Origin of the sequence: Streptomyces sp. HNM0575 (assembly GCF_012726265.1) — a bacterium.
Classification (GTDB): domain Bacteria; phylum Actinomycetota; class Actinomycetes; order Streptomycetales; family Streptomycetaceae; genus Streptomyces.
Window position 1 is genome coordinate 90457 of sequence record NZ_JAASAG010000014.1, and the last position, 12361, is coordinate 102817.

At 70.9% G+C, this 12361-nt stretch carries 7 protein-coding genes and 3 tRNA genes; 4 read left to right on the top strand and 6 right to left on the bottom strand.

All coding sequences use genetic code 11. From position 1 onward, the window contains the following. Positions 1-8: 8 nt before the first annotated feature. A complete protein-coding gene (gene hrpA / locus HCC61_RS27610) occupies positions 9-4199 on the bottom strand; it encodes an ATP-dependent RNA helicase HrpA (protein ID WP_169140075.1) in 4191 nt (1396 codons plus the stop codon). Positions 4200-4509: 310 nt separating this feature from the next. Here hrpA and HCC61_RS27615 point away from each other — a divergent pair, with 310 nt between their 5' ends. Next, a complete protein-coding gene (locus HCC61_RS27615; protein ID WP_169140077.1) occupies positions 4510-5529 on the top strand; it encodes an ABC transporter permease in 1020 nt (339 codons plus the stop codon). 55 nt (positions 5530-5584) lie between these two features. Here HCC61_RS27615 and sph read toward each other — a convergent pair whose 3' ends face one another. After that, positions 5585-6637, bottom strand: coding sequence for a sphingomyelin phosphodiesterase (sph, locus tag HCC61_RS27620; protein ID WP_169140079.1), 1053 nt, complete (start codon positions 6635-6637; stop codon positions 5585-5587). A 238-nt stretch (positions 6638-6875) separates the two neighbouring features. Between sph and HCC61_RS27625 the strand changes: the two genes are divergently transcribed. Beyond that, positions 6876-8465: an FG-GAP and VCBS repeat-containing protein gene (locus tag HCC61_RS27625; protein ID WP_169140082.1), complete on the top strand. Its 1590-nt coding sequence runs from the start codon at positions 6876-6878 to the stop codon at positions 8463-8465. Positions 8466-9030: 565 nt separating this feature from the next. Here HCC61_RS27625 and HCC61_RS27630 read toward each other — a convergent pair. The 4 genes from HCC61_RS27630 to HCC61_RS27645 form a co-directional block, all read right to left on the bottom strand. Further along, positions 9031-9104, bottom strand: a tRNA-Phe gene (locus HCC61_RS27630). Between the two features lie 64 nt (positions 9105-9168). Continuing rightward, positions 9169-9243, bottom strand: a tRNA-Asp gene (locus HCC61_RS27635). A 39-nt stretch (positions 9244-9282) separates the two neighbouring features. After that, positions 9283-9355: transfer RNA gene (locus HCC61_RS27640), tRNA-Glu, on the bottom strand. An 84-nt stretch (positions 9356-9439) separates the two neighbouring features. Beyond that, complete coding sequence (locus HCC61_RS27645; protein ID WP_169140084.1) at positions 9440-11200, bottom strand: metallophosphoesterase; 1761 nt, start codon at positions 11198-11200, stop codon at positions 9440-9442. A gap of 176 nt (positions 11201-11376) precedes the next feature. On the opposite strand from HCC61_RS27645, the gene HCC61_RS27650 reads away from it, so the two are divergent. Beyond that, positions 11377-11739, top strand: coding sequence for a metallopeptidase family protein (locus HCC61_RS27650; protein WP_346777417.1), 363 nt, complete (start codon positions 11377-11379; stop codon positions 11737-11739). After that, complete coding sequence (locus HCC61_RS27655) at positions 11736-12257, top strand: CrcB family protein (protein WP_169140086.1); 522 nt, start codon at positions 11736-11738, stop codon at positions 12255-12257. The genes HCC61_RS27650 and HCC61_RS27655 overlap by 4 nt, the downstream gene beginning before the upstream one ends. The last annotated feature ends 104 nt before the right edge of the window (positions 12258-12361 follow it).

Below are 12361 nucleotides of genomic sequence, written 5' to 3' on the forward strand. Positions count from 1 at the left end.
GTGGCCGGTCAGGGCGCCGCCGCGTCCACCGCCTTCATGATCCGCTTGTCCGAGACCGGATGAGCCGTGCCCAGGGCGTGCGCGAAGTAGCTGACGCGCAGCTCCTCGATCATCCAGCGCACGTCCAGCGCCGCCTGCGGCACGGGCCTCCCGGAGGGGAACTGCTCGAGCAGCCACAGGTATTCGTCCTGCATCTCCTTCACCTTGGCCATCCGCGTACGGTCCCGCTCCGCGTTGTTCGGCATCTGCGTCAGGCGGCGGTCGGCGGCGACGAGGTAGCGCAGCAGGTCGGGCAGGCGCGCCGTGCCGTGCCGGGTGACGAAGCCGGGGCAGACCAGGCCGGCCAGCTGCTGCCGTACGTCCTCGGCGGACTCGGCGAGGGCCGGACTCGTGATGCCGTTCAGCCGCTGCTCGCAGGAGTGCCAGGCGGCGAGCACCTCCTGGACCTGCTTGACGGTCTTGAGGGTGACGTCGATCAGGTCCGTGCGTACGGCGTCGAAGAGCTTGCGGAAGGCCTCCTCGTCCCAGGCCGGGCCGCCGTTCGCCGCGACGAGCCGGTCGGCGGCGGCCGTGACGCAGTCCTCGAAGAGGGCCTGCACGCTGCCGTGCGGTGAGCGCGAGAGGGCGAGCTTCTGGGGGTTGGAGAGCTTCGAGGCGGCGAACCTGGCGGGATCGAAGGGGATGTTGAGCAGGATCAGGCGACGCGTGCCGCGCCACATCGCCTGCTGCTGCTCGGCCTCCGTGTCGAAGAGATGAACGGACACGGAGTCGCCGTCGTCGACCAGCGCCGGATACGCCTTCACGGGCTGGCCGCCCCGCCGGGTCTCGAAGATCCGGGGGAGGGTGCCGAGCGACGACCAGTCGGTGAGGCCCGTACGGGAGGAGAGGGCGGGCGGCGCGGCCTGTCCGGCGGCGCCGGCGACGGCATCGTCCGCGCCACCGCCGCCGGCCGTGGCGCTTGTCTTCTCCGCACTCCGCTTCCCGGGCCCGGGCCCGCCGCCCCGCCGCCCGCGTCCCGACGACTCGAAGGCGCGGGCGATCGCGGCCTGCGTCTTGTCCCGCAGCCGGTGCTGCAACTCCTCCAGGTCCTTGGACTCGGCCACCGTGCGGCGGCGCTCGTCCGTGACCCGGAAGGTGATCTTGAGATGGTCGGGGACCTTCGAGAGGTCGAAGTCGCCCGCCTCGAAGGGCACTCCGACCATCCGCCGCAGCTCCCGCGCGAGCGCGGAGGTCAGCGGCTCCCCGCCCGGCTCGGCCGCGCGCAGGAAGCGGGCGGCGAAGTCCGGCGCCGGTACGTAGTGACGCCGTACGGCCTTGGGCAGGGAGCGGATCAGCTCGGTGACCAGGGCGTGCCGCAGGCCCGGGATCTGCCAGTCGAATCCGCCGGGCTCGCCCTGGGGGGACCCCCAGGCGGGCGCTACCTGGTTGAGGATCTGGAGCGGTACGTGCACGGTCACGCCGTCCGCGTCCGTACCGGGCTCGAACTGGTAGGTCACCCGCAGCGACAGCTCGCCCTGCTGCCACACGTCCGGGTAGTCGGTGCGGCTGATCTCCTCCGCCTGCTCGTTGATGAGCATCGACTTCTCGAAGTTGAGCAGATCGGGGTCCTCGCGCCGCTGCCTCTTCCACCAGGAGTCGAAGTGGGCGCCGGAGACGACGTCCGAGGGGAGGCGCTCGTCGTAGAACTCGTACAGCGTCTCGTCGTCGACGAGGATGTCGCGGCGGCGCGCACGGTGCTCCAACTCCTCAACCTCGTCGAGGAGTTTGCGATTGTCATGGAAGAAACGGTGCTGGGTGCGCCAGTCGCCCTCGACGAGCGCGTGCCGGATGAACAGATCGCGGGACGTCTCCGGGTCGATCCGCCCGTAGTGGACCTTGCGCTGTGCGACGAGGGGCACGCCGTAGAGCGTCACCCGCTCGTACGCCATCACGGCCGCCTGCTTCTGCTCCCAGTGCGGCTCGCTGTAGGTCCGCTTGACCAGGTGCTCGGCGAGGGGCTCGATCCACTCCGGCTCGACCTTGGCGTTGACACGGGCCCACAGCCGCGACGTCTCCACCAGCTCGGCGGACATCAGCCAGCGCGGCTGCTTCTTGAAGAGCGACGAGCCGGGGAAGACCGCGAACTTGGCGCTGCGCGCGCCCAGATACTCGTTCTTGTCGGTGTCCTTGAGGCCGACGTGGGAGAGGAGACCGGCGAGCAGCGACTGGTGCACGGCGTCGGCCGGCGCCTCCTGCGAGGACGAGGCCGGCAGGATGTCCATCGTCTTCGCGACCTGGCGCAGCTGCGCGCAGATGTCCTGCCACTCCCGTATACGCAGGTAGTTGAGGTACTCCGCCTTGCACATGCGGCGGAACGCCGAGGAGGACAGCTCCCGCTGGCGCTCCCGTACGTACCGCCACAGGTTGAGGAAGGCGAGGAAGTCGCTGCCCTCCTCGCGGAAGCGTGCGTGGTGCTGGTCGGCCTGCTGCTGTTTGTCGGACGGGCGTTCGCGGGGGTCCTGGATGGACAGCGCCGCGACGATCACCATCACCTCGCGTACGCAGCCGTTGCGTTCGGCCTCCAGCACCATGCGGGCCAGGCGGGGGTCGACGGGGAGCTGGGCGAGCCTGCGGCCGGTGCGGGTGAGCCGGCTGCCGCCCTTCGGGGCGCGGTCGGCGCCGGAGGTGGAGGCGGCGCCGGTGGCGGTGGCGGAGGCGGCGGTCGGGGTGTCGAACGCGTGCAGCTCTTCGAGGAGTTGGACGCCCGCCTTGATGCTGCGGCGGTCGGGAGGATCGATGAACGGGAACTTCTCGATGTCGCCGAGGCCGGCCGCGGTCATCTGGAGGATCACGGAGGCGAGATTCGTACGGAGGATCTCGGCGTCCGTGAACTCCGGGCGTGAGAGGAAGTCCTCCTCCGAGTACAGCCGGATGCAGATTCCGTCGGACGTACGGCCGCAACGGCCCTTCCGCTGGTCGGCGCTGGCGCGGCTGACGGGCTCGATGGGCAGCCGCTGGACCTTGGTCCGGTGGCTGTAGCGGGAGATGCGGGCGGTGCCCGGGTCCACCACGTACTTGATGCCGGGGACGGTGAGGGACGTCTCGGCGACGTTCGTGGCCAGCACGACCCGGCGTCCCGAGTGGCGCTGGAAGACCCGGTGCTGTTCGGCGTGGGAGAGGCGGGCGTAGAGGGGGAGGACCTCCGTGCCGCCGCCGCGTGCGGTGCCGGCGCGGGCGATGCGTTTCTCCAGAGCGTCCGCGGTGTCGCGGATCTCGCGCTCGCCGGAGAGGAAGACGAGGATGTCGCCGGGGCCCTCGGCCTGCAACTCGTCGACCGCGTCGCAGATCGCCGTGACCTGGTCGCGGTCCTTCTCGTCCGCGGAGGCACCACCCTGGCCTCCGGGCCCGGGTGAATCCTCTTCGAGCAGCGGCCTGTAGCGCACCTCCACCGGATACGTACGCCCGCTTACCTCGACGATCGGGGCGTCGCCGAAGTGCCGGGAGAAGCGCTCGGGATCGATCGTCGCGGAGGTGATGACGACCTTCAACTCCGGGCGTCTGGGCAGCAGTTGCGCCAGATAGCCGAGCAGGAAGTCGATGTTGAGGCTTCGCTCGTGCGCCTCGTCGATGATGATCGTGTCGTACTGGCGCAGCTCCCGGTCCTGCTGGATCTCGGCGAGCAGGATGCCGTCCGTCATCAGCTTGACCAGCGTGCGCTCACCGACCTGGTCGGTGAAGCGGACCTTCCAGCCGACGGCCTCGCCGAGCGGGGTCCGCAGCTCCTCGGCGACGCGCTCGGCGACCGTGCGGGCCGCGAGGCGGCGGGGCTGGGTGTGGCCGATGACGCCGTGGACGCCGCGGCCGAGCTCCATGCAGATCTTCGGGATCTGCGTCGTCTTGCCCGAACCGGTCTCGCCCGCGACGATCACGACCTGGTGGTCCCGTATCGCCTCCAGGATCTCGTCCTTCTTGCCGCTGACCGGCAGCTGCTCGGGATACGTGATCGCGGGCAGCGACTCGCGGCGCCCGGCGACCCTCAGCTCGGACTCGTCCATGGCGGCCGAGATCTCGTCGAGGACGGCGGCCCGGGCATCGGGCTTACGGATCTTGCGTACGCCCTCCAGGCGGCGGCCGAGCCGCTGCCGGTCGCGCAGCATCAGCCCGGGCAGGCGCTCGCGCAGAGCGTCGAAGGACGGGGAGGGGGACGTGGAAGTCGGCATACGGGCTCCAGGATCGCACTTCCGCGAATCGACGGGCCAACGGATTACCCGAGGCGGGGATGAATGCGGGCAAACCGGTCCTAGAGTGACGATCATGAGCGAGCAGCAGGAGCCGGGGTCCGGCGGGTCCGAGTCAGGGGGACCGCAGTTCGGGGGATCGGATCGGGGGCCGGATTCCGGCGGATCCGGGTCCTGCCGGTCCGGGTCCGGGTCCGGGTCCGGCGGGTCTGCGCGGCGGGGTTCGGAGTCGCGGGGGTCCGGGGCACATGGGGCCGAGCCGAGGGGGTCCGAGGCGCACGGTGCGCGGTGCGTGGAGGAGCCCCGCCACGGTCTGCGTGCACGGTGGCGGATCTTCACGCACACGCCGTTCTTCCCGGCGACCGTGCTGGCGCTCATCATCGCCGCGGCGGCCGGCCTCTTCGCGGGCTCGTACACCTACGCCATGGCCGACCCCACTCCCCGCAACATCCCGGCGGCCGTACAGGGCGACGCCGACGACGTACGCGGCGTCCGCCCCTTCATCGGCGCCCTGGAGAAGGGCCTCGGCTCGTCGCTGAAGATCCACCGCTACCGTACGTTCGCCCAGGCCGAGCAAGCCGTCGAGGAGCAGCAGGTGTTCGCGGTGCTGAGGCCGCGGGCGCACGGCCGGGTCGAGCTGGGCCTCTCCAGCGCCGCCGGCGCCTCCGTGGCGGAGGTGCTTCAGCAGACGGCGCCGAAGGCGGGCCGCAAGACGGGCGTGGAGGTGACCGTCAGGGATCTCAAGCCGCTGGGCAAGGGCGACCCGCGCGGTCTGACGATCTTCTACATGACGCTCGCCGCCGACATCATCGGCTTCATCGGCGCGATCCAGCTCAGCGTCAACGTGCCGGATCTGCGGCCGCTGCCGCGCATCCTGTTCGTCGCCGCCTACGCGCTGCTCGGCGGCTTCGTCATCGCGGCGATGGTCGGCTGGCTGATCGGCGCGGTGCGACTCCCGTTCGTGCACTCGTGGTTGATCCTCACGCTGACGATGTTCACGTCGGCGATGGTCTTCCTGATGTTCAACACCCTCATCGGGCGGTGGGCGATGATCCCCACCTGGTTGCTGATGGTGCTGCTCGGCAATCCGTCCTCCGGCGGCGCGGTCTCGTGGCCGCTGCTCCCTTCCGCGCTGGGCACGGTCGGGCGCTGGCTGCCGCCGGGTGCGTCCGTCAACGCCCAGCACACGGCCGTCTACTTCCCGGGCAATCAGCATGCGCTGCCGTATCTGGTGCTCGCGGCGTGGGCGCTGGCGGGGCTTGCCGTCTTCCTCAGACTGGACGAACGGCTGCGGCGGGCCCCCGGCCGTTGAGCCGGGGGCCCGTTCCGTGCTCCCGGTCGGGGGGCAGTTCCGTGCTCCCGCTCCGTTACGAGGCGGGCCCGGCGATCACCGGATAGTGGTCCGAGAGATTCGTGAACGTGCCCTCCGAGGTCGTCCAGGGCGCGCACTCCTCCTTGATCACCTCGTTCTGCCAACCGGACGGCCGCGCATGCCCGTTGCGGTGCAGCACGTAGTCGAGATCGGACCGGCCGCCGTCCGGGTCGCGTCCGTGGGCGATCGAGTTCTCCTGGTTGTCGGAGGAGTAGGGGTGTCCGGTACGCGCGTCGGCGGGTGCCAGGTCCGCGTTCGCGAGCATCTCCCCGTACTCGTCGCCCCGCGAGTCCGTGTTGAAGTCGCCCGCGACCATGACCTCTTCGTCCGCCGGGATCTTCTTCTCGTCCAGGAACGAGTCGATCGCACGGAACTGCTCGGCTCGCGTCTTCCGCGTCTCGCCGTCCCCGCACGCCGAGTCGCCCGCCTGCACGTGCGTGCCGACGACGTGCACCTTCGTGCCGTTCACATCGAGCACGGCATACACGAAGCCCTTGTTGGACAGATAGTCCGCGCCGCAGCCGTGGTCGTACACGAACTGTTCCTTGTGGACGACGGGCCACTTGCTGAGGATCGTCACGCCGCCGTCCTCGGGCGCGATGTCGGACCATGAGCCGCCCGTCGCGTCCCAGCCGTCCTTGCTCCTGCCCAGCACCGGAGTCTGGTACGGGTACTGCCCGGCGGCCTTCTCCTGGAGCTTGTCGGACACGGAGTTCTCGAACGCCTCCTGGAGCACGACCACGTCGTTGCCCTGGAAGAAGTCCGCGTCGGGGATCGCGTCGCCCCTGTGGTCCTGGCCCCAGTTCGGGTAGATGAGCTTGTTGAACAGGAAGGTGTTGTAGGTGAGCACCTTCAGGGCCGGGGGCCCGGCCGCCCGGGGCTGCTCCCCGGGCGCAGCGGTCGCGGACGAGCCGGTGGCGAGGAGTACCGACGCCGCCAGCACGGCGGCCGCGGCAAGTCCCTTGACGCGACGGGCTCTTGGGGACCTGCGTGGTGGGGGCTCGGCGTTGGCGGGCTCCGGTGTGGGGGATGCCGCTGAGGGTCGCATGTTCGTCTCCCGTGGGGGGTGAGGGATACGTACGAGGCACATCCAAGCAAGCAGGCTTGATTCGTGTAACCGTCCTCGCACGCCAAAGTCCCCTCGCGGTCCGGGACTCGAGGTCCGGAATCATCCCTGTCGGTACGTTTTCCGGCTCGATGACCCCTTGTACAACTTTCCGTGCCCATCGCGAGTCTCACTTGCGTACCGGCGCCCCCAGGGCGCCTCGGGGGGACTTGGAGGGGACATGCGCGTACGCACGCTGGGCGCCGCCGCGGCGGGCCTTGCCGTCGCTCTCATGAGCGGAGCGGCATCCGCCGCCGAGGCGGCACCAACGAGCCCGGCGACAGGGGCTGTTGCGCCGAAGGCCGCACCGAAGTCGGCACTGAATTCGGCACCGAAGACCGGGCAGAAGGCCGCACCGAAAGCCGGGCCGAAAGCCGCACCGAAGGCCGCGGCCAAGGCGGGCTCGGTCCGGGAGGACTTCAACGGCGACGGCTTCCAGGACGTGGCCACGGCCGCTCCCAACGCCACGGTCGCCGGCCACACCCGCGCCGGATACGTCGTGGTGAACTACGGCTCGGCGTCCGGGCTCGACCCCGAAGCGCACACGTACATCACGCAGAACAGCGCGGGCGTCCCGGGCGTCGCCGAGACCGACGACCGCTTCGGTGCCAGGCTCGTCGCCCGCGACCTCGACGGCGACGGCCTCACCGACCTCGCGGTGCGCGCCTCGGCGGAACAGGTCGCGGCGACGAACAGCTACGGCACGGTGACCGTCCTCTGGGGCCGTACGGGCGGGATCAGCGGCCAGGACGCCGCCACGATCGAGGCGCCGTCCGGCTCCAGCGGCTGGCAGGTCGGCGTCAATCTGACCGGCGGCGACTTCGACGGCGACGGGCACACCGACCTCTTCATGCAGCACGCCGACGACTGGGAGTCCCGCTCGGTCCTCCGCGGGCCGTTCACGCGCGGCGGCGAGCCAGCGGGTGAGCAGGTCCTCGACATGTTCACCACGGACAACGACATGTACACCGTCGCCGCGGGCGACATGACCGGCGACGGCATCGACGACCTGGCCACCTTCTACGTCTACGAGAACCACTCCGAGGGCGGCCGGTTCTGGCAGGGCACCTCCTCCGGCCTCTCGACCGACGCGAAGCAGCTGAGCTCCGCGGACGTGGCCGTAGTGGGAGACTTCGACAAGGACGGCAAGGGCGACCTCGCGACCCGTACGGTCCCGGGCGGCATCACGGAGGACCTCCCGTACGACCCGGGCACGGTCAAGATCTACTACGGCACCGCCGACGGCCCGAGCGCCACCCGCACCAGGACGATCACGCAGAACAGCGCGGGCGTTCCGGGCACCAGCGAGAAGGGCGACCAGTTCGGCGCCCGGCTGGACGCGGGCGACGTCGACGGCGACGGCTACGCGGACCTCGTCGCGGGAGTGCCGTTCGAGGCGATAGGAGCGAAACGGGCGGCGGGCGCGGCGGTGCTGCTCAAGGGCGGCTCCGGCGGGCTCAGCGGCACGGGCGCGCAGGCCTTCCACCAGGACACCGCGGGGATACCGGGGGTGGCGGAGTCCGGCGACCGCTTCGGCGGCGCGGTCCGGTTGCTCGACGTCACGAAGGACGCCAGGGCCGAACTCGCCGTCTCCGCACCGGAGGAGAACGGCACGGGCGCCGTCTGGTCCCTGCGCGGCACGTCCGGCGGCCTCACGGCGACGGGCTCCCTCGCGTTCAACCCGGTGGACCTGGGCATCCCGGCGAAGGGCGCGGGCTTCGGCACGTCCTTCGCCAACGAGAACGGGACGTCGCTCTACGCGCCGTACTGAGGCGTCCCGGGGACTGCGCTCGCGACAAGCGGCGTTCAACTCCCGTCGGAGGCCCGGTATTTCGACGGTTGGGTGACGGCGTGGCCGGGCGACGGCAAGGCGATGACCAGGGGGCCCGGCACGGTCGCGTGAACAGGTGCCTCGATGCCTGCCGGATACCCCGGTCTCGTCGACCGTCGCGCGCCTTCTCATCGGTCGGTTCGCGGCCTTCGGCGGGCCGTCAATCGTTCGATTGAAGATCCTTCGGCGCAGGTATCCGCCCCTTCGGGCGGGTACCTCTCTCCAGTCCCGACCCCCCTCTCCCAGGGGATACGCCTACTGGAAATCGAGGTGATGGCCATGCTGTCGAGCCTTCTCGACACCCTTCTGGGGCTGCTCCGCGGAATCATCGGCTAACGGATCTCCGATCGCACTCCCGGACCCTTCTGCGTGAGAGCGCGCCCCTCGCCCGCTTCCGTGCCGTTCCCGCCGGATCAGGCCCCCCGCCCCTCGTGCAAGAAGCTTCCGGCACGACGAAGCCCCCGCCGAGCGAACTCGACGGGGGCTTCTCGCTGTTCAACTGCTGTGGCTGGGGCCGGGGTCGAACCGGCGACCTTCCGCTTTTCAGGCGGACGCTCGTACCAACTGAGCTACCCAGCCCGGGATCTGGGGGCGAAGCCCCAGTCGGGTGGCCCTCAAGAGGTGCGGGACCTGATGAGGGAAGCGGTCCTGACGGGATTTGAACCCGCGGCCTCCACCTTGACAGGGTGGCGAGCACTCCAAACTGCTCCACAGGACCAAGCGTCGCGCGAGGACAAGTCTCGCACAGTGTGGTGCGTGCCCCCAACGGGATTCGAACCCGTGCTACCGCCTTGAAAGGGCGGCGTCCTGGGCCACTAGACGATGAGGGCTGATGGCCCACCTGGGCGCTTCGCTAAGTCAGCGCGTCGGGGACGTGAGAAGCATATGGGATAGCGGAGCGTTCGCCAAAACGGTTACGGGGAGTTCGCCGGAGCAGGGCCGGCGGCGGGTCCGGGGCCGTACGAGCCCTCTTCGTGAGCGGCCGATCCCGGCGCGGACGACGACGAGGGCGAGGGGGACGACGGCGACGAGGACGGGGACGTGGGCGAGGGGGAAGACGGTGAGGGGGAGGGGGACGAGCCCGTTTCGTCCTCCGCGAGGTGACGGGTGACCTCCGCCGTGGTCAGGCCGAGCCCGCCCAGCGTGATCTCGTCCCAGGCCTGGAGCTCCCCGCCGTCCCGGTCCATGTAGAGGACCGATGCGGAGACCTTCTGCGGCTGCTTCTTCTCCACCGCCCGCAGTCCGCCGCCGCCCGTGGACCCCTCGACCATCAGCCGGGTGTCCCGCGGCAGCATCTCGTTGCTGCGCTGGTGCGTGTGCCCGGCGAGGGCGAGCGGCACGAGTCCGTCGGTCTCCTTGGCCAGTACGGGGTTGTGCGATACGGCGATGTCGACGGGGGTGCCCGCCGCCTTCTGGGCGCGCAGTGCCAGGGCCAGGCGCCGCCCGTCCTTGCGTTCGCGCGGGTCCCCCTCGGGCTTGACGGAGCGGTCCGGCGTGAACTGGGGGTCGCCCCAGCCGGCCACGCGCAGTCCGGCGACGTTCAGCGGTACGCCGTCGTCGAGTACGTGGACGTCGCTGCCCTTCTTCTTGCCCAGCTCCTCGAAGGCCTTCTGCGTCTCGTCCGAGTCGTGGTTGCCGCGTACCCAGACGTACGGGGCGCCCAGGTCGGTCACCGGATCGAGGAAGCCGTTCTCGGCGGAGGTGCCGTGGTCCATCGTGTCGCCGGTGTCGATGATCGCGTCGATGTCGTACTGCTCGACGAGCGACTTGATGATCTGCCAGGCGGCCGGGTTGAGGTGGATGTCCGAGACGTGCAGCACGCGGATCGTGGAGGGGTCGGGCTGGTACGCGGGGAGGGTGGAGGTCGCCTCGTAGAGCTTGGTCACGTTGGTGACGAGGCGGGCCAACTCCCGCTGGTAGACGTCGAAATCGGTGACGATGCTGCGGGCGTTGCCGACGACGGAGGGGGCGCCGGCGAGCAGGCCGGAGAACTTCGGTTCCAGGACCGACTTGGGGTTCCACGTCGCGTACGCCGTCGTACCCGAGGCCGCCAGCAGCGCCAGCGCGAGACCGCTCGCGGCGAGCGCGCGGCGCGGGCGCCGGTAGACGGCCAGGCCGAGTGCGCCTGCGCCGACGACCACGGCGACGGCGGAGCGCAGCGCGAGTTCGCCGGTGCCCGCCTGCACGTCGGAGGTGATCTCGTCCTCGAGGCCTTCCAGCCGTTCCGGGTGGTCGACGAGGGCGGAGGCGCGCTGCTGGTCGAGCTGGTCGACGTTCACGTCGAGGCGGAGAGGCGCGGCGTGGCTGCGCAGTTCGAGGGCGCCGAGCGGCGAGACGTTGACCCTGGTGCCGCCCGTGAGGGAGGGGCGGAGCGCCATCTTGGTGTCCACGGGGCCCACGGGCGCGTCGATGCTGCCCACGATCAGCAGGCCGAGCCAGGCGCCGACGAGGGTGGTCGCGGCGAGGCCGAGGGCGCGTACGTACGGGCGGGGCGCGGGGGCGAGCGATGTCGCCGGGTCCGGGGTCGGGGCCGGTGCCGTGGTCCGTGCCGTGGCGCGGGTGGTCCACCGGGCCTTCCGGATGTTCCCGGCCTTGAGGAAGCGGGGGACCGGAGGTTTGCGTACCCAATGCGGCAGAGCGAGCGGTTTACGGGGCTTCCTGGCGTCGCGGCCCATGAGGCCCCCTATGCCCGCGTGGACGGGCACCTATGCGGAGCCGCCCGGACCATGCGCGGGAGCGGGCCCGGAACAGAGGTGGAGGGGACGCGATACGGCTGCGGAGGTGCGCCGGGGGCCCGACCGTGCCCGGGCCTGCCGTGCACCGCGTACTGCCGTCTGGCGACAATGGCCGGGTGCTGGAGATGACGCGCGAGGACTTCGAGGAGCTGGTGGCCGAGGCGCTCGACCGCATTCCGCCCGAGCTGACGCGGCTGATGGACAACGTCGCTGTCTTCGTCGAGGACGAGCCGCCGGCCGAGGATCCGGAGCTGCTCGGTCTCTACGAGGGGACGCCGCTGACCGAGCGGGGCGAGTGGTACGCGGGCGTGCTGCCCGACCGGATCACGGTCTACCGGGGTCCGACGCTGCGCATGGTGGACGGCGAGAGCGGCGGCCGGGAGGGCGTCGTCACGGAGGTCGAGGTGACCGTCGTGCACGAGATCGCCCACCACTTCGGCATCGACGACGAGCGGCTGCATGAACTGGGGTACGGATGAGCGGCTCCGGCCCCGGGTCCGACGTGCCGCCGCCGGGCCAGGGTGCCGTCGACCCCGACGTGGATCTGCACGTACCGGCCCAGCGGGCCGAGACCGCCGGACGCCACGGGCTCGTGGTGCTCGCCGCCGTCGCCGTTGGGGGCGCACTCGGCGCGGTCGCGCGCCACGCGCTCGAACTGTGGCTCCCGGCGCGTGGGAGCGCCGGCTTCCCGTGGGGGATCTTCTTCGTCAACATCTCGGGCTGCGCCCTGATCGGCGTGCTGATGGCGCTGATCGCCGAGGGCGGCCGGGACGCGCGTACGCCCGCGCTGCTGCGGCCGTTCCTCGGCGTCGGCGTGCTGGGCGGTTACACGACCTTCTCGACGTACGCGGTCGCGGCGGCGCAGCTGCTGCGGGCGGGCGATCATGCGGCGGCGACCGGCGCCGCGTATCTCGGCGCGACGCTGTTCGGCGCCCTCGCCGCGGTATGGGCGGGGGCGGCGGCCACCCGCGCACTGCCTTCGGTACGGAAGCGGTGACCGACCGCTCGACCGCCCACCCGCCCACGACGACTTGTTCGGCGTTCTCGTACGAGACGGATGCCGCGGCCGACCGAACCGAACGCCGCCGCGGAACAACGACG

Coding starts and splice junctions, on each gene's coding strand:
- hrpA (WP_169140075.1), bottom strand. CDS start 4,199: ATGCCGACTTCCACGTCCCCCTCCCCGTCCTTCGACGCTCTGCGCGAG.
- sph (WP_169140079.1), bottom strand. CDS start 6,637: ATGCGACCCTCAGCGGCATCCCCCACACCGGAGCCCGCCAACGCCGAG.
- HCC61_RS27625 (WP_169140082.1), top strand. CDS start 6,876: ATGCGCGTACGCACGCTGGGCGCCGCCGCGGCGGGCCTTGCCGTCGCT.
- HCC61_RS27645 (WP_169140084.1), bottom strand. CDS start 11,200: ATGGGCCGCGACGCCAGGAAGCCCCGTAAACCGCTCGCTCTGCCGCAT.
- HCC61_RS27655 (WP_169140086.1), top strand. CDS start 11,736: ATGAGCGGCTCCGGCCCCGGGTCCGACGTGCCGCCGCCGGGCCAGGGT.